At 61.7% G+C, this 20823-nt stretch carries 18 protein-coding genes and 4 pseudogenes; 3 read left to right on the forward strand and 19 right to left on the reverse strand.

Annotated features, from left to right (window positions below; all coding sequences use genetic code 11):
* The 6 genes and pseudogenes from E3N86_RS05065 to E3N86_RS05090 form a co-directional block, all read right to left on the reverse strand.
* Positions 1-305, reverse strand: a pseudogene (locus tag E3N86_RS05065) (amino acid transporter); the annotation flags it as partial.
* Between the two features lie 172 nt (positions 306-477).
* Positions 478-1516 (reverse strand): annotated as a pseudogene (locus E3N86_RS05070) (magnesium and cobalt transport protein CorA).
* A pseudogene (locus E3N86_RS17295) lies at positions 1507-2631 on the reverse strand (magnesium transporter CorA family protein). The pseudogenes E3N86_RS05070 and E3N86_RS17295 overlap by 10 nt, the downstream one beginning before the upstream one ends.
* A gap of 222 nt (positions 2632-2853) precedes the next feature.
* Positions 2854-3264, reverse strand: a complete 411-nt coding sequence (locus E3N86_RS05080; protein WP_134511496.1) for a hypothetical protein — start codon at positions 3262-3264, stop codon at positions 2854-2856.
* Positions 3265-3472: 208 nt separating this feature from the next.
* On the reverse strand, positions 3473-3943 hold the full coding sequence (locus E3N86_RS05085; protein ID WP_198412883.1) for a class F sortase: 471 nt from the start codon (positions 3941-3943) through the stop codon (positions 3473-3475).
* Positions 3944-4203: 260 nt separating this feature from the next.
* Complete coding sequence (locus E3N86_RS05090; protein ID WP_104171074.1) at positions 4204-4974, reverse strand: hypothetical protein; 771 nt, start codon at positions 4972-4974, stop codon at positions 4204-4206.
* Between the two features lie 198 nt (positions 4975-5172).
* Here E3N86_RS05090 and E3N86_RS05095 point away from each other — a divergent pair, with 198 nt between their 5' ends.
* On the forward strand, positions 5173-5448 hold the full coding sequence (locus tag E3N86_RS05095) for a transposase (RefSeq protein WP_134511498.1): 276 nt from the start codon (positions 5173-5175) through the stop codon (positions 5446-5448).
* 498 nt (positions 5449-5946) lie between these two features.
* On the opposite strand, the gene E3N86_RS05100 is transcribed toward E3N86_RS05095, so the two are convergent.
* From E3N86_RS05100 to E3N86_RS05125, 6 genes are all read right to left on the reverse strand, one after another.
* Positions 5947-6129, reverse strand: coding sequence for a hypothetical protein (locus tag E3N86_RS05100; RefSeq protein WP_134371894.1), 183 nt, complete (start codon positions 6127-6129; stop codon positions 5947-5949).
* A gap of 139 nt (positions 6130-6268) precedes the next feature.
* On the reverse strand, positions 6269-7489 hold the full coding sequence (locus tag E3N86_RS05105; RefSeq protein ID WP_134371960.1) for an MFS transporter: 1221 nt from the start codon (positions 7487-7489) through the stop codon (positions 6269-6271).
* A 27-nt stretch (positions 7490-7516) separates the two neighbouring features.
* A complete protein-coding gene (gene narI, locus E3N86_RS05110) occupies positions 7517-8272 on the reverse strand; it encodes a respiratory nitrate reductase subunit gamma (RefSeq protein ID WP_104101842.1) in 756 nt (251 codons plus the stop codon).
* Positions 8272-8919 carry a nitrate reductase molybdenum cofactor assembly chaperone gene (gene narJ, locus E3N86_RS05115; protein ID WP_104171073.1) on the reverse strand — a complete coding sequence of 216 codons (648 nt, stop codon included), beginning with the start codon at positions 8917-8919 and terminating at the stop codon, positions 8272-8274. Before narJ ends, narI begins: the two co-directional genes overlap by 1 nt.
* Positions 8916-10637: a nitrate reductase subunit beta gene (gene narH / locus E3N86_RS05120; RefSeq protein ID WP_104101839.1), complete on the reverse strand. Its 1722-nt coding sequence runs from the start codon at positions 10635-10637 to the stop codon at positions 8916-8918. The genes narJ and narH overlap by 4 nt, the downstream gene beginning before the upstream one ends.
* Positions 10637-14365, reverse strand: a complete 3729-nt coding sequence (locus E3N86_RS05125; RefSeq protein ID WP_134511499.1) for a nitrate reductase subunit alpha — start codon at positions 14363-14365, stop codon at positions 10637-10639. The genes narH and E3N86_RS05125 overlap by 1 nt, the downstream gene beginning before the upstream one ends.
* Positions 14366-14784: 419 nt before the next feature.
* Between E3N86_RS05125 and E3N86_RS05130 the strand changes: the two genes are divergently transcribed.
* Positions 14785-15633 carry an alpha/beta fold hydrolase gene (locus E3N86_RS05130; protein ID WP_104101834.1) on the forward strand — a complete coding sequence of 283 codons (849 nt, stop codon included), beginning with the start codon at positions 14785-14787 and terminating at the stop codon, positions 15631-15633.
* A 50-nt stretch (positions 15634-15683) separates the two neighbouring features.
* Here the strand turns inward: E3N86_RS05130 and E3N86_RS05135 are convergent, their stop codons facing one another.
* Both E3N86_RS05135 and E3N86_RS05140 read right to left on the reverse strand, forming a co-directional pair.
* The gene (locus E3N86_RS05135; protein WP_134343054.1) at positions 15684-16439 is read right to left on the reverse strand and encodes a transposase; all 756 of its coding nucleotides are present in this window, start codon (positions 16437-16439) and stop codon (positions 15684-15686) included.
* Positions 16440-17088: 649 nt separating this feature from the next.
* On the reverse strand, positions 17089-17643 hold the full coding sequence (locus E3N86_RS05140) for a post-COAP-1 domain-containing protein (protein WP_134511500.1): 555 nt from the start codon (positions 17641-17643) through the stop codon (positions 17089-17091).
* Positions 17644-17679: 36 nt separating this feature from the next.
* On the opposite strand from E3N86_RS05140, the pseudogene E3N86_RS17790 reads away from it, so the two are divergent.
* Positions 17680-18035, forward strand: a pseudogene (locus E3N86_RS17790) (TetR/AcrR family transcriptional regulator C-terminal domain-containing protein).
* Between the two features lie 76 nt (positions 18036-18111).
* On the opposite strand, the gene E3N86_RS05150 reads toward E3N86_RS17790, so the two are convergent.
* The 5 genes from E3N86_RS05150 to E3N86_RS05165 all read right to left on the reverse strand — a co-directional run bounded on the left by E3N86_RS05150 (position 18112) and on the right by E3N86_RS05165 (position 20761).
* Positions 18112-18606: a MazG-like family protein gene (locus E3N86_RS05150; RefSeq protein WP_206751007.1), complete on the reverse strand. Its 495-nt coding sequence runs from the start codon at positions 18604-18606 to the stop codon at positions 18112-18114.
* A 179-nt stretch (positions 18607-18785) separates the two neighbouring features.
* On the reverse strand, positions 18786-19433 hold the full coding sequence (locus E3N86_RS05155; protein ID WP_134511501.1) for a GPP34 family phosphoprotein: 648 nt from the start codon (positions 19431-19433) through the stop codon (positions 18786-18788).
* Between the two features lie 602 nt (positions 19434-20035).
* Positions 20036-20383: a DDE-type integrase/transposase/recombinase gene (locus E3N86_RS05160; protein ID WP_166785020.1), complete on the reverse strand. Its 348-nt coding sequence runs from the start codon at positions 20381-20383 to the stop codon at positions 20036-20038.
* On the reverse strand, positions 20362-20496 hold the full coding sequence (locus E3N86_RS17590) for a hypothetical protein (RefSeq protein ID WP_255453036.1): 135 nt from the start codon (positions 20494-20496) through the stop codon (positions 20362-20364). The genes E3N86_RS05160 and E3N86_RS17590 overlap by 22 nt, the downstream gene beginning before the upstream one ends.
* A 49-nt stretch (positions 20497-20545) precedes the next feature.
* Entirely contained in the window at positions 20546-20761 is a 216-nt protein-coding gene (locus E3N86_RS05165; protein WP_104101798.1) for a DUF2945 domain-containing protein, read from the reverse strand.
* Positions 20762-20823 lie beyond the last annotated feature (62 nt).

The raw sequence follows: 20823 nt of genomic DNA on the forward strand, positions 1-20823 counted from the left end.
AACGGGAGGAGCCGCTCGAGCATCGCCACCGAACCCTGGCCGTGCGGGCTCTCCTTCGCCACCCGCCGGTACATCGGCAACATCCCCAGCAGGGTCAGTGCAACGATCAACAGGGTCGCCAACGGCGCCAGTGCCCCGGCAGCGAGCACGGCGATGCTCGGCAGGTACGACAACGTCGAAAAGTAGTCGACGCCCGTCAGACACATGACCATCCACCAGGGACGCTTCGTCGCGGTATCTGCGGGGCTCTCTGGCCCGAGGGGCTGCACGCGGTTCCGAAGCAGCCACCGCGCGAGGCCGCTCATTGGAGCCGCCGAACGGTCGGGACTGGCAACGCTCGCCGGGATGACCGGAACGTCCAATGAATCCACTGTGATCTTCCATCCCGCCCGCGCCGGTCACAAGACCGTGAGAGCAGATCTATCGAATGCGAACAACACCTCTATTGTGAGCCACACACGAGCGAGCGCCGCACGCTCAGGGCAAAGATCTGAGCTCGAAGTGCTGTCGGCCTCGAGCGCGGGTCACAGCCATTTTTTTCTTGAAGACCACGTACAGGGCGACGCCAAGGAAGACCATCTCTCCGAGTGCGATCGGGTATCCGAAGGTCCAGTGCAGTTCGGGCATGAAGTCGAAGTTCATGAGACCGTGCCGACGAAGGCTGGGGCGAAGAGGATGGCCGCCAAGGAGGAAATCTTCTTGACCTGTTCGTTCTGAGCGAGGCTCGTCTCAGACATGTGGCGCATTTCGTCATTCTGCCGTTGATTCACCAGGGTGGAGTGCACGGTTAGTGCGTTTTGTAGGATGGCGCGGAATGAGTCCGCTCGATCGACGACGCGGATGGCGTGGTCCAAGACGTCGCGGAAGGAACGTTGGAGCTCCAGTTCGACCCTGTATTTTTCCGTGCCGCGGAGGAGCGCTTGGAGCATCCCGATAAGGAGGGGGTGCACCGCGCGCTGGAACTCGATAACTTCCCGGGAGAGGTCATAGATGCGTCGGGAGACGCTGGGGTCGCCGTCAAAGAGTTGGTTTTCGATTTCGTCGATATCGTTCTCGAGTCCGGCGATGACGGGTGCATACTCATCGACTACCTCGTTGAGGATGGAGTACAGCACGGCTTGTGGACCCTTCGCAAGAAGCGGGAGATTCGCCTCGAGGCGATGTCTGATCCGGCTGAGGGCCGTCGCTTCCGCGTGGCGAACGGTGACAACAAAGTCCTCGCCGATGAAGAGGTGAAGCTCACCGAATTCCACCTCTTCCTTCTCGTCGATGTATCGTGCGGGGCGCAAGACGAGGAACAACGTGGATTCGTACCGCTCGAGCTTGGCTCGTTGATGGCCGGCGGGCGGAGATCGAATTCGCTGGCAACCGACCGTATCTCGGTGGCGTCCGGTCTGTAGAGTCCGATCTACGCCATGCCAGCGTTCTCGCTGAGGGCTTGGTACGTTTCCTCAAGGCTGCGGGGGCTCTCGGCGCGGTGTCCGGCTACGTAGATGCCGTTGTCAATCAATGCCATGGTCGTGACCCACCGTTCAGTCGTGCGAGAAAGTGTGTGAGCAGAGCCCAAAGACGGCGTGCCATCAGGGCGTCGATCAGGATGGGGCGGGAGAGCACCGCACGTGAGTGCGGGTCAGGATCCGAGATCCAGTCGTTGCGTTTGAAGAGGAAAAACAACTGCGTGGAGAAGCCCACGATCAACGCTACCGAGCTGAAGAAGCCTCCAATCTCGCTGAACCCGGGGTAGGGCACGTTTTGGCCGTAGAAGCCGGTGACGGCCGTCGGTACGGCGATGATGGCGGCATAACCGGTCACCTTCTTGGTGATCACGTTGAGCCGGTTTCCCTGGAGGGCCAAATTCGCTTCGAGGATGCTCGTGGCGAGGTCGCGCAGGCTCTCCGTCCATTTCATAGCGCACAGTACATGGTCGTAGACATCCTGAAAGTAAGGACCCATCTCGTCGGCCACAAGGTGAAGGTCGCGGCGGAGGAGCGTGTTCACCACTTCGCGCATCGGCAGGATCACCCGCCGAAGCGTTACCAGGCTCTTCCGGAGCGCGAAAGAACTCCGTTGCAGGGCTTCCTGGTCGGCCGAGGGCACGAACAGCTGGTTCTTGAGCTCTTCGATCTCCTCGTCGAGGGCCTCTACCGCCTCGAAGTACCCGTCGACGAGTTAGTCGAACAGTCCGTGCAACAGGAAGGCGACACCATGCTTCGCCAAGTCCGGGAAAGAGTCCTATCTGGCAACCACAGCGTCCAAATCGATGCTCTCCTCCTTGTGCACGGTAACCAGTGCACGGGCCGTGATGAAAGCGGCAATCTCGTCGGTGGTAACCGCTTTCGAGGCCGGATCGAAGCCGACAGCATAACCAGACAAGAACGAGTGATCGGGATAGTGATCGAGCTTCGGCCGCTGACGCAGTTTCGTGGCGTCTTCGACGGCCAACTCGTGCAAACCCAGCTCCTCAGTTAGTAGTGCGAGGTCGGCACCATCCGGGGTACAGAGGTCCGCCCAAACCACGGAGTTGGGCAACTCAAAATGTTCGGACACATCGGCCAGCGCAAAGTTCTCGTCGATGAGGACATCATCACGGTAACAGCGGGTACGAGGAATGGGCACGGCCCAGTCAACCATGTACACCCGTGATCTTCTGGAACCCCGTTTCGCGATTCACGAAGGCGCATTGGGCGACAATCCTTCTCCAAGCGGCATGGTCTTCGCACTGTTACGCCTCTGGCATGCGCAAGGACAAAGTCCCTGGTGCCCAGACAGATCCCCACCAACCCCCGGCTGGATCATAGGACGCGAGTCCCGTTATAGGCGGCCCGGGCTTGGCTAATTCGACGCGCGGACGGACTAGTGTGCGGTCCAGCAGCCCAGGATGGCAGTAGCTACTTGGTAGGAAAACGCGGTGCGGGTGACGCCATGCGGCCCGATCTTATCCGTCAACTTTCTGGCGTCAACTTGTAACGTCATGTTGTCTTTAAGGAAGACGACCACGCCGCCTTTGGTTTCGTAAGCAGGCAATCCGAGATTCGCGAGTCCTTCAATGGGTTGGACTGGGGCAAGGTTTCCTTGCATTGTGTCGAAGTAGCTGCGGGCAGACGCTGCGTCCGAGGATTCCTGCACCGAGATCACGAATTCTCCATCAGTCAAATGGTACGTGCAGGTGTATTGTCGACTGATCCAGCTGTCGACGGAGTGTGGTGAAGCGGCGAGAGCCAGCGCACGTGTGATGTTGTCGCGTGTTTCGGTGCCACAAATCATCTGTGATGCTGCGGACGGTCCTGCGTCCGCGCTGCCTGCCGAGCTCGACTGCGGAATCGGGGAGGGTAACGTGCCTGGCATGGACATTCCGGGGGCCATTGTGTCCACGGCGCCAGAGGAAATGGTGGCGCATCCAACCAGCAAAGCCGTGGAAGCCACCGCGATCGCAAGCAGCCAGTCGGGCCTGGTGGTACGCGTCTTAGCCCTGCTACGCCGCATGGCTGGACACCAAGCTGGCGTAGACAACAACATTATCTGGGTACGTACGAGTGGTTTCGTTGAACTCTCCACCACAGGTGATCAGCCGTAATCCCGCATGATCGGTGTTGCCGTAGACGGCGAACTGCGGAAAGTCATCTTTCGGGTATTTCTCCACTCCGTCGACCACGAATACCGCCACTGTCGCATCGGCTCGGGTAACCAAAATCTCGTCGCCGGGACGCATCTCGCCAAGTCGGTAAAACACCGCGCGCCCCTGCGCCCTGGAGTCGACGTGACCCAGGATGACGGAAGGTCCGATCGCGCCAGGGGTGGGCGAACCGGTGTACCAGCCGGCCGGCGTGGCCTCGTCCAACGACGGCGTCTGCACCGTGCCATCAGGATTCTGTCCCAATTGCATCAGGACAGAGTCCACTTCAATCGCGGGGACGTTGATCTGAGTGGGCTCGGAGTCGGTCAAGGTCGGGCCGACAACCTGGTCAACCCGCGGAGTCGGCGGAACTGAGATGGGCTCCGGTGAGGGTGTAACGGAGGCGGGCTCCTGCGATGGGGCTGACACGGCAGCCGAGGCAGGCGGCCGTGGAGGAGGAGGGTTGCCCCACAGGGCGAAACCGATCGCCGTACAGCCGACGGTGAAGAGCAGAACCGCCGCCGCGGTAGCCAGTCGGCTACCGCGACGACGATTTTCAGCCGGGATAATCACCGGGGATCGAACCGATCTCAGCCTCGTGCGGCAAGACGCCGACGAATCATCACCGCGCCACCTGCCGCGGTCAGGAACCCGGCACCGAGGGCGAGAAGGCCCATGTCAGCACCGCTTGAAGTGCTGCCACCGCCGGTTTCCACGCCACCGTCAGGCATGTTCGCTTGCGACGCGCTCAGGGCGCCACACAGCGCCGGCGACGTTGCTGCCAGGGGCAGACTCGGAACCAAGTCACTCTTTGCGTCCTGTGCTGCTTTCGTCAACGTGGCCGGGTCTAGCCCGTGGACCACCACAACCGCCGTGCCTGCCTCCAGCGAGGCCGCGGTGGCGGAATCCAGAGTGAAGGTTCGGTTGTAGTCGTAGTTTGCACCCATCCCGGCAAGCGTTAGATCAGTTCCGGCCGCCGGACTCGTGTCGCCACTCGTGGACAACGTTGTGCCAATCTCTCCGTAGGACGGCTGACCTTCGGTCGTGCTGATCACACCATCTCCATCGGTGTCAGCTGCCGTGGTGGGACATTCCCCCTTCGCACCGATGTGGATGTGCTGGACGTGCGGGTACGGCTTACCGTCGAAGGTCTCGGCCAGACCCTTGACGGTCTGGGTGACTGTGGCCTGGTCACCGGAAACCTCAACGGAGATGGTGCCGCTGCCGTTGCTGCCGTTAATCGCATCGAGCGTCCCCTGGTAGGACGCGTCACCAGTGGCTGCAAAGGCTGGACCACTCGTCAATACGGCGACACCAATAGCAAACGCGGGCACAAAAAACACTGCTGTTTTCTTATTCATCAAAGTCCCTTACTAGGAGGTAGTTTCGAAAACATATCGGAGCGAAAACATAAACGAGTATTCTTCAATAGAGTTTGTGCGTACAGGCCCTATATGTCAAGAGTGGCCCTGTCCTTGGTGGCCGACAACTCACAGGACACACTGTTCACTGTGGAAAGATCACGTCGGGAGTTCACTTTTGAGTAAGCAGACGAGGCCGTGAAGCTGATCATCACCACCGGCAAAGCGATCGCGACCGTCACCCGAGAGAGCGGAGTCAACGAGGCAACCCTGGGCCGCATGGTGACCGCGTTCAAGGCACGCAACGAAACCCGACGGGCCGAAGTGATGGAGTCTGAAGGGGCCGAGCTGCAGCGGCTACGGCAAGAAGACGCGGATCTGAAGATGGACAGGGCGTGCTTGAAAAAAGCGTCGACCTTCTTCCACCAGGAAGCATCGAATACGAGGGCCTGGCGTATGAATCGATTGGCGTAATAGAGATCAATTTCACCATCACCCGCATGGTCCGCCTCGTCGACATCGGCCGTCCGCCATCGCCGGCGTCGATTGGGGGTGGAAATCATTTCCCGAAGAACTGTCGCCACGACCAGGAAACGCCTAACGATGGCGAGATCTGTCCGAAGAAATAGAAGACCTCCACCACCGCCACCACCCTTGGCCGAGACTTCTGTCGCGGCACCGCCGCCGGCGCCACTCCTCGATCGGGCCTGTCACACCAGTGGACTTCGAGTTGCCAGAGCTAATCGGACGTGCAAAGGTCGACCCGGGCGCTCGCTGGCAGAGCGTCATGAAGCCAGTCTGCAAGCGCCACTTACGTCGCTGCATCACAACATCGCTCGCGGAGCGGATGCCCTACTTAGCTCATACCCTTCGTCATCGGTGAGGCACACCTGCTCGCCGACACCCACCTCAAAATGCTCCGCATGCTCACAAACGTCGACATGGACACCGGATCGCACATCGCGATACGCCTTATCGGGCAGCACACACTTCGGCGTCGGTGAGCTCAAACTCGCGGTGCTCCCAGCGCCAGACCGAAACATCTCCACCCGGGACAATGATCGGGATGAACGCAGCCGATACGACCGATTGCATCCGCAGCACCTCGAAGCTGCCGGCCAGTCCAACCCACACTTCGCCAACGACACCATCCACGCCGTCACGCCATCTACCTCGCACCGGAAACTTCCGACAAGGCTTTAACAAACCCGGTCGACGTCATCGACGGTGACCCCGCCACCGTCAAACAACGCGACGGGCGACACCAACGAGCGGGCGTAGGTCTTTGGAAATGTCACTGAGTCGTGGTGGCAGACGGTCGGTTTTTCACAAAAAGGATCGTGAAAATCAGAGCGGCCAGAGCGGTACCAGCGAGGAGAATTAGTCCGATCGCGTAGCTGTTTTCCGCAGCGTTGTAGGTGGCCCCCATCACCAGTGGCGGGAAGTATCCGCCTAACCCACCGGCAGCGCTGACGATGCCACTCACCGCCCCCACTCTGGCGGGCGGTGCGCTCCTCCCGATCCAGGCGAACACTCCCCCAGCACCGAGACCGAGTGCAGACGCCATCGCGACAAAGGTGAGGCCGGCGGGGATCTCGCCATCGGGACGGAGGTTCACCACCCAAGCGAGAACGGCCACCGCCGCCAGCGACCCGATTACCACTGGCTTCGGACCGATGCGGTCGGCAAGAATTCCGCCGATGGGGCGGAGAATAACGGCGGCAACCGCAAACCCAGCCGTTCGTGTCCCCGCGGCAGTGAGGTCGAAATCGTATATCTGGCGGAGATACGTGGGCAGGTAGGTGGAAAAAGCGACGAATCCGCCGAAGACCAGCGCATAGAGAAAACTCATCTGCCACGTCACGCTGAGCCGCGCCGCCGCGGTGAGCTTGGGAAGGAATGGATCAGTGCTGGCCGTGAATCCGGGGGCCTCTGCCATAAGTGTCCATACGCATATTGCGGTGACGAGGAGGAGCGTCGCGATGATGAGGTGAGTTGGAACGTATCCGAGCCATTCCACCAAACGTGGAGTGAAGAAGGCCGACACTGCGGTGCCGCCCATCCCTGCCCCGAAGACGCCGGTTGCAAAGCCTCGGCGGGATGGTTGGTACCACTGGCTCACGAATGGAATTCCCACGGCGAACACGGTTCCGGCTACGCCGAGCAACAGCGCTGCCACGACCAGGAAGGCAAATGCGTTGAGGGTTCCGGCAAGCGCGACGAGCAAGAGGGCGGGGACGGATGCAAGCAGTACCAGTGTGAATAGGAGGCGTCCGCCGAATCGGTCGGTGAGCACGCCCACTGGAATGCGGCCGATCGATCCGACGAGTATGGGCATCGCCACGAGTACAGACGTCTGGGCCGACGAGAGATTCATCGACTCGGTATAGCGGATGCCGAGCGGCGAGACACTCGTCCACGCCCAGAAGCACACGACGGAGGTGAGAGTCGCGAGGGTGAGGTTCACACCCTTGCTGTGGTGTGCCTTCCGCCGTGCAGTCATTTTCGAGCCCATCGGTGTGCCCATCACCCGCACCTCCGATCAGCGTTTGTCCCGGGTGCGATCCTGGGTTCCGATGGGCGCCCACCCGCGGCGCACCGGCCGAATCTGCCCGGGCTCTTGATCTCTGGACCGGTAGACGATGTAGGGCCGGAACAGGTAGTGCAGAGGTGCGGTGAAGGCGTGCACCAGCCGGGTGAAGGGCCACACGACGAACAAAATCATGCCCACGAGGGTGTGAATATGGAAGGAGAACGGAGCTGCGGCCATGGCCGCGATATCTGGTTGCAGAATGAAAAGCGAACGAAACCAGGGCGACACGGTTTCACGGTAGTTGTGGCCATGCTCGCCGCTGAAAACGCTAGCGAGGGTGGTCCAGAGCCCCAGGACGATCGCGGCGGTCAACACGATGTACATCATCTTGTCGTTGGTGGTCGTGGCCATGAAGACCGGCCCGGTTTTGCGGCGCCGATAGATCAGGATCACAATGCCACCGAGAGTGCAGACCCCCGCAACGCCGCCGACCAGCAGAGCGTTGAGGTGATAGAAGTCCTGGCTCATCCCAAAAAAGAGTGTCCAGGACATCGGGATCACCAGGCCGAAGAAATGCCCGGCGATGACGGCGAGGAACCCGAAATGAAATATGGGCGATCCAATGCGCAGGAGCCGGGATTCGTAGAGCTGGGACGAGCGGGTGGTCCAACCGAATTGGTCGTAACGGTAGCGCCAGATAGTTCCACTGATCAGGATCGCCACCATCACATAGGGGAGAATTCCCCAGAGCAGCACGTCCCACATCACGAGCTCGCGTTCAAAGGAAGCAGGCGCGGGTCGTACGGTTCAAGTCCGACACTTTCGGCGGGGGGGCCGACGCCGGCCATGGCTTGCACGGCCTGCCGGTCGGCGGGCGAGGGGCCTGGCAGTGTGGCGCAAATGCCGTCCATCACGGTGGCGTACGGCGACCCGTGCTCCGTGAGTGAAAGCCGGAGCATTTCGACGCTGGGCCGGTACTGGATGAGCAGGTCCCGGCCTGCTACTGGGCTGGCCACAGCCGCGAACTCGAGCACCAGCGGCAAGAAGTCGGGCAACTCACCGTGCGTATTGGTCAGATAGTCGCTCCCCCGGTACACCTGCTTGAACGCAGCCAGCACGTCGCCCCTGCGCCGGGTGTCGCCATCCGTCCAATAGGACAGGTAGAGCGGATGATGCTTACTGAGGTCGAACGTTTCAACGTAGGAGCGCTGAAGGGTGCCGATCGCGGTGTTCTCAAGGTACGCGATGACCGCGGTGAGATCAGGTGCTGCCGGGCCCTGTTCGGCCAGTGCGGACCGCATCAACTCGCACCTTCCCACGAGTTGAGCGTCCGGATACGACAGGCACCACGAGGCTGCCTGGTAGAAGACCCGCTGCGCCAGGCTATGAGCTGCAGCCCGGTCGCGCCTCACAGCGCACCGCCATCCGTCGGTGGGCGCAAATCAGCCGGTGACGGCGGTGCAGCGCGCGGCTGGTCGCGTTTCTCGGAGAAAGAACCCACGGGGCTTCCGTTGCCGTCCCAGTTGAGGAGGTTTACGCGGCCCCGGAGCGACTGCTCGCCGGCGGGAGTGTCGGAGGTCTGCCGATCTTTGAGCGCGTAGAAGTTCTCCACGGCGACGGGCGTCGGTCGACCACTCGCCTCCCCGAACGGCGAGTCTTCGTACATGCCCGGCCCGCCCTCGAAATCGACCGAGCAGCCCATCTCCTCCAGGTCATGCGCCTGCTCGACGTGCGCCTTGGGGATAACGTAGCGCTCGTCGTACTTTGCGATCGCCATCAACCTGTACATTTCATACATGTTGCCTGGCGTCATCCCCACAGCCGCTGGGATCGACGGGTCAGGTTTTTGTCCCATCGTGATGCCGCGCATGTAGGCGCGCATCGCCGCGAGTTTGCGCAAAACCTCGGTGATCTTGTCGGTGTCGCCAGCGGTAAAAAGTTCGGCGAGGTACTCGACGGGAATGCGCAGCGCGTCGATGGCGCCAAAGAGGTTGCCGTTGTCTTCGGCATCGTGGCCCTGTTCGCTCAGGAGATCGACAATGGGAGACAGCGGGGGCACGTACCAGACCATGGGCATCGTGCGATACTCCGGGTGCAGCGGTAACGCCACCTTGTACACCTTCGCGAGAGCGTACACGGGCGATTTCCGTGCGGCGTCCAGCCAATCGCTGGGAATGCCTTGGTCAAGGGCGGCAGCGGCCACTTCGGGGTCGTTCGGGTCGAGGAGCACGTCCATCTGCGATTCGTACAGGTCGGTGACATCCGTCACCGCTGCGGCGTCGGTGACGCGGTCGGCGTCATAGAGGAACAAGCCGAGATAGCGGAGGCGCCCGACACACGTTTCGGAGCAGACTGTGGGGAGGCCAATTTCCACCCGCGGATAACAGAAGGTGCACTTCTCGGCTTTGCCGGTTTTGTGGTTGAAGTAGATCTTCTTGTACGGGCAGCCGGTGATGCACTGGCGCCAACCGCGGCACTTGTCCTGATCGACGAGCACAATGCCGTCTTCCACGCGCTTGTAGATGGCACCGGATGGACACGATGCCATGCAGGAAGGGTTGAGGCAGTGCTCACAGATCCGCGGAAGGTAAAACATAAAAGTTTGTTCAAAGGCGAACTTAATCTTGTCCTCCGACTCCCTCCGCACCTTCTCCACGATGGGGTCAAGGTGACCCATCTCAGGGGCGCCGCCGAGGTCGTCGTCCCAGTTCGCCGACCAACTGATTTTGGTGTCCTCGCCCGTGATCAAGGATTTCGGGCGGGCCACTGGGAAGTCGTCTCCCAGCGGTGCGTCGATCAGTGTTTTATAGTCATAGGTCCAGGGCTCGTAATAATCCTTCAACTCGGGCTGCACGGGGCTTGCGAAGATTCCGAAAAGCTTCTTCAGGCGTCCGCCCCCCTTCAGCACAAGTCGGCCCTTCTTGTTTAGCTGCCAACCCCCCTTCCACTGTTCCTGGTCCTCGTAGCGACGCGGGTACCCTTGCCCCGGCCGGGTTTCCACGTTGTTGAACCAGACATATTCGGTTCCGGCGCGATTCGTCCACGCCTGTTTGCAGGTCACCGAGCAGGTGTGGCACCCGATGCATTTGTCGAGGTTCATCACCATGCCCATTTGAGCCATCACGCGCATCAGTACCGCACCTCCTGGGAACGCTTTCGGATTGTGGTGACCATGTCACGCTGGTTCCCGGTAGGGCCCAGATAGTTGAAGGCGTACGACAGCTGCGCATACCCGCCAATGAGGTGGGTGGGTTTGACGAGCAGGCGGGTGGGCGAGTTGTGAATTCCGCCCCGGCGGCCCGTCGCCTCCGACTTGGGTACATCGATTGTGCGCTCTTGCGCGTGGTAAACGTAAACGACTCCCGCGGGCATCCGATGACTGACCACGGCGCGGCACACGTACACGCCGTTGAAGTTGACACACTCGATCCAGTCATTGTCAGAGACCGAGATGGCCGCCGCATCCATGGGGCTAATCCAAGCCGTCGGTCCTCCCCTCGATAGAGACAGCATAAAAAGGTTGTCCTGATATTCTGAGTGGATCGACCACTTCGAGTGCGGAGTCAGATAGCGCACTGTGATCTCGGTGGTTCCGTTCGGGCCAAACCGAGGTTCGCCAAACAGGCGCTGCATATCCAGCGGTGGTCGGTAAATCGGGAGGGCCTCCCCGAGGTCGCGCATCCAGTCGTGGTCGAGGAAGAAGTGCATCCGGCCGGTGAGGGTGTGCCAGGGTTTCAGCCGCTCGACGTTGATCGTGAACGGGGAATATCGACGCCCACCAGTCTCCGACCCGGACCACTCAGGCGAAGTGATGACAGGGACGGGCCCCGCTTGCGTCTGCGCAAAGGTCACCCGCTTCTCTTCGGATCCCTCGGCAAGGTCGACGAGCTTCATGCCGGTCTGCTCTTCCAGTTCGCGAAACCCCTGCACGGCCAGTTCGCCATTGGTGGTGCCGGAAAAGCTCAGGATGGCCTGGGCGAACTTCGCATCGGTATCGATGGCCGGGCGGCCGTTCCCCGCGCCACCGAGCATCACCCCGTTGCTTCGGGCGAGCAGCTCGATCTCGTGCCCCATCCGATAGGTGATGTTCTTCACGGTGAAACCGCGTTCCTCCGCGAGGGGTCCAACCGTGGCTAGCTTCTCCGCGATAGCGGTGTAGTCCCGTTCGACGATCGAGAAGACAGGCATATTCTGACCGGGGACCGCCGGTATATCGGTGTTCCGCCAGTCGCGCACCACTCCACCCGGCTGCGCTATCTCCCCCGGCGTATCGTGTTGCAGCGGCACACTGACCAGGTCCCGTCGGGTGCCGAGGTGCGTCACCGCCTGCCGGGAAAACTCCTCGGCGAGCAGTCGAAACGTGTCAAAGTCGGTTTTCGCCTCCCACGGTGGGTCGATTGCGGGGCTGAAGGCGTGCACGAAGGGGTGCATGTCGGTAGAGGAAAGGTCGTGTTTTTCGTACCAAGTTGCGGCCGGAAAGACGATGTCCGACAACAGTGTGGTTGACGTCATCCGGAAATCAGCTGAGACGAGCAGGTCCAGTTTTCCTTCCGGAGCCTCGTCGTGCCATTTCACATCACGCGGTCGGGCAGCGTTCATGTGGTCGGCACCCATCACGTTGTTGTGAGTGCCGAGAAGGTTGCGCAAAAAGTACTCATTGCCCTTGGCAGATGAGCCGAAAAGGTTGGAGCGCCAGAGCACCAGGGTGCGCGGCCAATTTTCGGGAGCGTCGATATCGTCGATGGCGGGGGTCAGCCGCCTGCTTTTGAGGGCATCGGCGATCCAGGTGGGGGCGTCGGGCGCCTCCCCCGCATCCACCGCCGCTTGCGCCTCGTCGGCGAGGTCGAGCGGGTTGCGGTCGAACTGAGGGTAGAACGGCATCCAACCGAGCCTGTTCGACTGCGCGATCGTGTCCGCGGTGTGCATACCGTCGAAGTGCCCATCAGCGAGAGGGGACTTGAGCGAGTCGGCCGAGTACCCATCTGAGCGCCATTGGTCGGTGTGCATGTACCAATACCCGGTACCGATCATGGTGCGCGGCGGTCGACTCCAGTCCAGAGCGTTAGCGAGAGAAATCCATCCCGTGATCGGACGGGTTTTCTCTTGGCCGACGTAATGCGCCCATCCGCCGCCGTTTCGCCCCATGCATCCGGTGAGCATCACGAGCGAGAGAACCGCACGGTAGGTGGCGTCACCGTGGAACCACTGGCAGATACCGGCCCCCATAATGATCATGGACCGCCCCTTCGATTCCTCAGCGTTGCGGGCAAATTCTCGCGCCACCCGGATGCACGCGGCGGCCGGCACGCTCGTGATCTCCTCCTGCCAGGCCGGCGTGTACGGCGTCGACGCGTCGTCGTAGTCGGTCGCCCAGTCGCCCGGCAGTCCTGGACGCCCAACCCCGTATTGAGCGAGCATCAGGTCGAACACCGTAGTTACCAGGTGCCCGGCCACTCGCCGGACGGGAACGCCGCGAGTCACGATCGACCCCTCCCCGGAGGGTGCCTCGAAGCAGGGCATCCGGATCTCAGCGGTCTCCGGGGGCTGGCCTGAGACGGACTCGTCGAGAAGGCTCAACGCCGGGTCGACACCCTCGAGGTCGAGGTTCCACTTGCCCTTACCCGCTTCACCGTACCGGTAGCCGATGGAACCATTGGGCACCACGGGAGCGCCAGTGGCTGAGTCAAGCAAGACCGTTTTAAACGCAGCATCCGGAATATGCGCCTTGTCGGGCAAGTCAGCCGCCATCAAAAATTTCGTGGGCACCAGCCCACCGCCAGCGTGCTCCTCGAGCCGGACAAGGAAGGGCAGATCTGTGTAGCGGCGCACATAGCCGCTGAAATAGGGCACCTGCCGGTCGACGAAGAATTCCTTGAGCATCACGTGCCCCATCGCCATCGCAAGCGCCGCGTCAGTGCCGGCCTGGGCGGGCAGCCACTCGTCGGCGAACTTCGTATTGTCGGCATAGTCGGGGCTGATCGCGACCACCTTTGTGCCGCGATACCGCACCTCCGCCATAAAGTGCGCGTCAGGCGTGCGCGTCACGGGAACGTTTGATCCCCACATCATCAGATAGGTGGAATCCCACCAGTCACCTGATTCAGGCACGTCTGTCTGGTCGCCGAACACCTGCGGAGAGGCCACGGGAAGGTCGGCATACCAGTCGTAAAAAGACGTCATCACCCCGCCGATGAGCTGGATGAACCGGTTACCCGCCGCGTGCGACACCATAGACATGGCCGGGATCGGGGAGAACCCGGAACACCGATCCGGACCGTACTTCTTGATCGTGTGGACGTGGGCGGCGGCGGCGATTTCGATCGCCTCCTGCCACGGAATCCGGACGAGCCCGCCCTTCCCTCGCGCCTGCTGGTAGCAACGACGTCGTTCAGGGTCGTCCACAACGTCGGCCCAAGCGAGCACGGGGTCCTGGAGACGAACCTTCGCCTCACGGTACATTTCGACGAGAACTCCACGGGCGTACGGATACCGCACCCGCGTGGGTGAGTAGGTGTACCAACTGAACGCCGCACCACGGGGGCACCCCCGCGGCTCGTACTCCGGACTGTCGGGGCCCACCGACGGGTAATCCGTCTGCTGCGACTCCCAAGTGATAATGCCGTCCCGAACGTAAACCTTCCACGAACACGACCCCGTGCAGTTCACCCCGTGGGTGGAACGCACCACCTTGTCATGGCTCCACCGGTCGCGGTAGAACACATCGCCCTTGCGCCCGCCTTCACGGAACACTGCGCGCCCATCATCTGTTTGGTCCCACCGAGTGAAAAAACGGCCTAGCGCCAACATGGTGTCCGACGCTTTTCCGTCCAAACCGGCAGGCACTGGAGCAGCTGCCATGGGGAGATTCTATATATCGCCCTTGCAGTCCGCTAGTGGTGCCCGTGAACGCGGATGGTCAACACCTAACACGAGACTGTCATCCTGGGAAACAGGGTTGAACCGGGTTTCTCAAAAACACCTCACTTCTTAATCCAGGACGCCATGGATAGTAGAGCTAAGTGTTCGCACTGACGTCGGTTGAGAAGACGTACTTCAGCAGCGTCCGCAAGGAAGTGCGCCGTGCGTGGAGGGCTGCGGCTCGCCAGGCAATTCGTTTCGGCGTCCGACGGTTTTAAGCTGCCCCTTCCGCGGAGCGGTGATGGTGACACGGTTTGCCTCTGTGCTCATCAGCTCAGCGTTCTCCCAGCGAACCCCTATTGTCTCTATTGCACATTTCGATTGCCTCCAACGAACCGCCCCGATTAAGAGGAGAGACCATGCCCTTCATCACCGCCCCGGATCACAACGGTCCCGACGTCGAACTGCACTACGAAGACGTCGGAGCCGGTAAGCCCGTCGTACTGATCCACGGTTGGCCCCTGAGTAGTAGGTCCTGGGAGGGGCAGGTACCCGCACTGGTCGAGGCCGGCTACCGGGTCATCACTTTTGACCGTCGCGGGTTCGGCCAGTCGTCACAGCCTTGGGATGGGTACGACTACAACACGTTCGCCGCCGACCTGAAGGCCGTGATCGATACCCTCGATCTGCGGGAGGTCACCCTCGTCGGATTCTCGATGGGCGGTGGAGAGCTCGCTCGATACGTCAGTACCTATGGCACCGCCCGCATCGCCAAGCTCGTCTTCGCCAGCGCCGTGCCGCCTTACCTCTGGAAATCGGATGACAACCCTGACGGGGGCGTCGACGCCGATTTGGCTCAATGGTTCCACGACGGCTTGACCGGAGACCGGCCGGCGTTCCTGCACGAATTTTTGCAGATGTTCTTCACCGCCGGCAAGCCGTCCCCGGTCAACACTCCAAAGGTTAGCTCCGAGCAGATTGCCTATAATCTCGACATCGCTCAACTGGCATCGCCGAAGGGGACGCTCGACTGCGTAACCGCATTCTCCACTACCGACTTCCGCGACGACCTTACGAAAATCACGGTGCCGACTCTGGTCATCCACGGTGACTCCGACACCATCGTGCCATTCGAGGTGAGTGGCAAACGTACTCACGAGGCCATTGCCGGCAGCAAACTCGTCGTGATCACAGACGCCCCGCACGGGGTCACCGTTTCGCACAAGGACGAATGGAACCAGCACGTACTCGCATTCCTCGCGAAATAGCCAACCGCGTAAGGACCTCGCCGACGGGGTTACGTACCCTTTAAGCAGGATTATTTCGCCTTGTGATAGGTCGTAGCCATGCATGAATAGCCCGACACTAAAGTCTTGTCCCGGGCTTTCTTATCCGCGTCCTTCCGAGCCAGAGCGGCCGCGTCGGCCTCCAATGCAGCGCGCGCCTCGGCAAGTTTCACCAGGCGGGACTCCCGCCGCGCGAGCTCCGGCGGCAACTCATCGCCGCGTTTGTCTTTCCCGAACCGCGCATTCTCGGCAACGCCGATCGCGTCCGCGTCAGCCAGCAGCGCGGAGACTTCAGCGGCGAGGACCTTCTGCTTCTCTGTCAACCGACCGTGACTCATCGCCTTGCGCAGGGACGCGTTCGCGCACACCTTCGTGCCGTCCAACGCGACCTGCCCGAGCGACACCATCCCGGCAGTGCGGCCGAGTTCCAACGCCTGCAAGAACACGTTCCCCAAGCTGGAGAGGTGGCGTTTCCGGAACTGGGCAATGGAACGAAAATCTGGGGCCTGCTGCGCGGCCAACCAGCGAAACGCGACCATATCCACGCGGACCCGTGCCAGCTCCCGCGATGACCGGATCCCGACGCAATACCCGTAGAGCAGGACACGCACCATCAGCCGGGGGTCATACGGCGGCTGTCCCTTCGACTTTGCATACGACGCGTAAACCTTCGTCAGGTCGAGCTGGGTTTCGACGATATCCGCGATGAAGGGAGAGAGGTGATTCTGCGGCAACCACTCAACCAGCGATGTGGCACCAACATCACCGCCGCCGGCTCGAACACTCAAAACCGTTTATTCACATTCGCGCCAGCCTCAACACCGTCATCCACGACCAGGTCAACATGCTCAAGCTTCGTCGCGGGAAACAGACCATCCGAATCGCTCACAAGTAGTTTTCCAGACCCCATACCAAAGCCCGGGAACGCGACCGGCGTTTTAGACACTGCTACGACTGGCCCACGCTCCTAAGGCTTGTCGCTGACCCCGTTGCCGAGTCCGGGGACTCCCCCGCGCTACCCCGACTGCTCGCCGAACTGAAGGTTTCCGTGTTGCCTTCCAAGGATGCCCAGACCGGGTCCGCGCGGACAAGGCGTACCCGTGCCGGGTCATCTGCACCCAACTATGCAACCGCAGCATCCCTCGCGGTCACCAAGCCCGACGACCAGATTGGACACGCGTTGTGCCGAGGATCCCGCGGCAGGCGCCCGCCACGATTGGACAGCGATTATTGCGCCACCCCTGTGGCGCTGCGCGCGCTTCCCGTATAGGTCACCGCGGTGGCGTTGGTCGTCTCTACGCTTCGGTCAGACGGTGTCGGCGCAGAACCGCCCATGTTCCGCGTCGCTGGCCGCGCTGAGCCCGCAGTCAGAGCCATTGCCGTCACCCGCGCAGAGGTTGTGCGGCCAGCACCCAACTGGCCGCACAACTCCTCGGTTCAGTGGATGGTGATGTTGCCGCCCCTGAGGGCCACCGGCGTCGAACCCGTGGTGAAGACCACGGTACCGGAGGGGTTCTTGATCACGACCTTGATCGTGTCGCCCTTCTTCCCCCCTGAGGCCCCGTTGTCCACGACCGACACCTGGAAGGTGTAGCCCGCGGTGCCGTTCCACTTCCCGCCGCCGGTCCACGTCGCCGTGTTCCCTGAGACGACCAGGCTGATCGCGGTGTTGCCGTGGAACTTGGCCTTGTCGGCCTTGGCGCGCAACTGGAACTGTCCCTTGAAGCCGGTGGCTTCGGGGATCACGTTGAACCCGAATGACGTACGGCCCGTCGAGATGGATGTCCAACCGCCACCGGTCACCTTGGCCCCGGTGGCCTGGACGGTAACCAGCGTGTCGGCAGCAGTCGCAGATCCCAGGTAGTAGTCGTTGCCAGCAAACTCGGCCTTGACCGCGTACACGCTCGAGGCGAGCGGCACGGTGATGCTGGCCACTCCAATGGCGTTGGTCGTCGCGGAGAACGTCTGCGTCACCATGTTCGAATCGGTCACGGTAAAGACGACCGTCTTGTTCGACAGGTCACCGAGATGCGAATCGTCATGACACCGAGGCTGCTCCGCCTACGACGCCTAGTGAGCGGAGAGGTCAGCCGCTTCCCCGAACTGGCCCAAGCCCTATTCGAAAACGGTCCCCAACGATCGATCCAATCATTGGCCATCGTCATCTCCAAGCTGTACAGCGCGGACTCCTGAGCACACCGAGCCCAGCAGTAGCAGCCACGACCCTGAATTGGCTGGTACTCGCCGCGCTGGTCAACGAAGCCATGCTCCTGGGCGACGAGGCCATCCCGACGACCACCGCAATGAGGGCCCATGCAGCGGAGGCCACGCGCGTATTTCTCACCGCCTACGCCAGCGATACCGGTCTCGACGATCTGCGCTGAGACTGACGAGGAAGACTGGGAACACGCACGACCGGCCACAATGCGCCAACGCGATACCGCCGCTTAGCTTTGCGACTCACACACTTGTTCGGGGGTCTGTCGGACTGGTCTCCCGGCTGCTAGACAAAACCCGTATGGATGGTCGCCTGGGCGAATTGACGTGGGGCAACATGGGGCATGGTCCTAGAGACTGGAACCCGCCGGGATATTGGGACGCACCGAGGGCCGCCACATCGTCGATGAGCAGCTCGTCGAGGATGTCAGCGCGGGTGTGGGTGGCGCCCTTCCGTGGGTTCGCGCCGATGCTCCCGATCATGGCTTTGATGACGTCGCCGCCCTCTTCATTGGCCTTCGCGATCCGACCCCAGCGTCCGGCGGTATAGGCCGCGCCGACACCTGCAAATACCTCTCCCGCGGGCGGAGGGAAGAACGAACCGATGCTCGTGATCATTCCCGCGACACCATCGGCGAGAGCCCACCTGTCGTCTGAGCTGACGTCGCCGTCCGACATCCCGTTGACGCCGGTAGCCATGTTGAGAACGCCCACACCGACCCCGAGAACCGAGAACACCGAAGCCCTTGCCGATCCGCGCTGTCTGCAGGCGAGATGCTGAACAGATACTGCAGTTCGTGCACCCAGAAACCGATGTCATCCACATTCGGGGACGCCGGCGTCGCGGGTAACGAAGACGTGGGGGTCATCGTTTCGGTATCGGTCATGTTCATCCTCTCCCGTGGAAAGTCGTACGGTCACGCATTCATTGCGATGTGGACATATGGCGGACGCCGCGAAGTATCGACGAGATGACGTCCCTCGTCGCTGGGGGGGTACCAGTCCCCGGCGATGATCGACAGCAGACCCGACTCTCCACGGTACGTGCCGTTGTTACGCAGCAGGTCGATGACCGCCCCGATTCGGGGATCCGATACCGTTGCTGGCAGGGTCCGCGCCCGCGCCAGAACGGACTTGCGCTCGAGGAACACAGACTCGTCGGCGATCTCGAGTCGATTACGTCCGGTCGGATAGCCGCCGGTTTCGCGTACGACCCCGCGCTCGACGAGTGCCACATAGAGGTGGGGCACCACGGCGACAGTCACCGGCTGAAGCACCTTGTAGGCGAATGGGGGTCGTCGCCGAGCAGATACCGCTGCAAGGGCCTCATCCAACATGGCGGACCCGGTCGGCGAGTCGTCGACGACCACGAGGCGGGCGTTGTCAGCGGGCTCGGTTAGAAATCCGGCCTTCGGGTCTGTCCGGATGCGTCCTTCGAGCGCGAGTTCGATCAAAGCGCCGGCGCCCGGCATGATCTGGTCGGGTTCGAGCTGTCCCGGCCTCTGCTGGAGCATCAGCTGGACGTCTTCGGCGATGCTCGGCATCGACGTGGTGGCGTCTGTCATGGTCCTATTCTTTCAGGCCGACGGGGCAAGGTCACCATGGCCACGCATCCTCGACGAAGTCGCCTACTGCTTCGGCGCCATCAGAGACGGCATTTCCGACGTCCGATGCGACATCGGATACGACCCCCGCCGTCGCCTGTCCGAAGTCGCCGATCTTGTCGATCTCCCGATTTGCCGAATCGGGGAGTAGTCCCCAGCGGGAATGTCGCTGCTCAAGGTCGATGAGCTGCTGACTCTTTCTCCGACGGACGGCCGAGGCTCATGGTTTGGCCCGGCGCCGGTAGATCGTGGGGCCCGTGTCTCCGAACTCCTGGAGGGAGTTCGCTAGATCGAGGAGGTTCTCCAGCGACCGGCTGAGCCGGTCGAGTTTTTGTCACGACGAGCGGATCGCCGGTCCGGTTCGCTGAGCGAGCGCCTTGTGGCCTTGCCCACGGTTAGTGGACACGGGGTTACGCGGCTTTAGCGAAGACCGCGTTCTGGTTTGAGTATTACAGTTCGAAGTCGACGGGGCTGATCTGGCCGAGGGAGGTATGCCGGCGGCGCCGGTTGTAGCGGTCTTCGATCCAGGCGCCGACTTCCCGGGATACCTTGTTGTTGCTGGGCTAGACGCGTCGGTGGTAGAACTCGGTCTGGAGCGTGGCGAAGAAACTTTCCGCCATCGCGTTGTCCCAGCAGACCCCGGTGGAGCCCATCGACCGGGTGATGCGGTGCGCTTTAGCGAACGCGGTGATCTGCGCTGACGCGTATTTGGTGCCGCAATCGGAAAGAAAGATCACCTGCTCGGGCCGCTCACCGCAGAGCGCCATGGCCATGATCAGGGCGTCCTGGATGAGGTCGGTTCGCATGTGGTCGGCGATGGCCCAGCCGATCACGCGGCGCGAGTGCGCGTCGATCACGGTGGCTAAATACAGCCACCTTTCCCAGGTCCTCAGGTAGGTGATATCGCCCACCAGACCTGGTTCAGAGCCCCGGTATCCCACTGCCGTTTGACGGCGACGACCGGATAGGCGTCCTCGGTTTGGCTGACCGTGGTGGTGCGCCAGCGTTTGGGGCTGATGCTCACCAACCCAGGCGGCGCATGGTGCTGGCCACGGTCGCGCGCTGAGTTGCCCCTAACGTGGCGACAGCTTGCGAAGGGCACCAGCCTTATGCGCGGCTTCGGCATCCGTTTTCTCAGATTTCACGATAAATGCAGGGTCATCTTTCGAGGCGTGGAACGTTTTGCCCGCGAAGTCAAAATCGCTCGTCTTCTTCTCGATTACCTCCCCCTGAGTTCGCCCCTGAGACGTCGCCCAACTGACCCGGTCGCCTGTGCTGAAGTCTGTCATCCTTGAAGCATACGGACGGAGACGGACCTGGGCTAGAGGGGTGGGCTGAGTGTCATGTTCCT

This window comes from Cryobacterium sp. Hz7, assembly GCF_004402815.1.
GTDB lineage: Bacteria > Actinomycetota > Actinomycetes > Actinomycetales > Microbacteriaceae > Cryobacterium > Cryobacterium sandaracinum.

Excerpts from the sequence above, each read along its gene's own strand:
- E3N86_RS05080 (WP_134511496.1), bottom strand. The coding sequence starts at position 3,264 with ATGATTTGTGGCACCGAAACACGCGACAACATCACACGTGCGCTGGCT.
- E3N86_RS05090 (WP_104171074.1), bottom strand. The coding sequence starts at position 4,974 with ATGAATAAGAAAACAGCAGTGTTTTTTGTGCCCGCGTTTGCTATTGGT.
- E3N86_RS05105 (WP_134371960.1), bottom strand. The coding sequence starts at position 7,489 with ATGGGCTCGAAAATGACTGCACGGCGGAAGGCACACCACAGCAAGGGT.
- narI (WP_104101842.1), bottom strand. The coding sequence starts at position 8,272 with ATGTGGGACGTGCTGCTCTGGGGAATTCTCCCCTATGTGATGGTGGCG.
- narH (WP_104101839.1), bottom strand. The coding sequence starts at position 10,637 with ATGCGCGTGATGGCTCAAATGGGCATGGTGATGAACCTCGACAAATGC.
- E3N86_RS05125 (WP_134511499.1), bottom strand. The coding sequence starts at position 14,365 with ATGGCAGCTGCTCCAGTGCCTGCCGGTTTGGACGGAAAAGCGTCGGAC.
- E3N86_RS05130 (WP_104101834.1), top strand. The coding sequence starts at position 14,785 with ATGCCCTTCATCACCGCCCCGGATCACAACGGTCCCGACGTCGAACTG.
- E3N86_RS05155 (WP_134511501.1), bottom strand. The coding sequence starts at position 19,433 with ATGACAGACGCCACCACGTCGATGCCGAGCATCGCCGAAGACGTCCAG.
- E3N86_RS05165 (WP_104101798.1), bottom strand. The coding sequence starts at position 20,761 with ATGACAGACTTCAGCACAGGCGACCGGGTCAGTTGGGCGACGTCTCAG.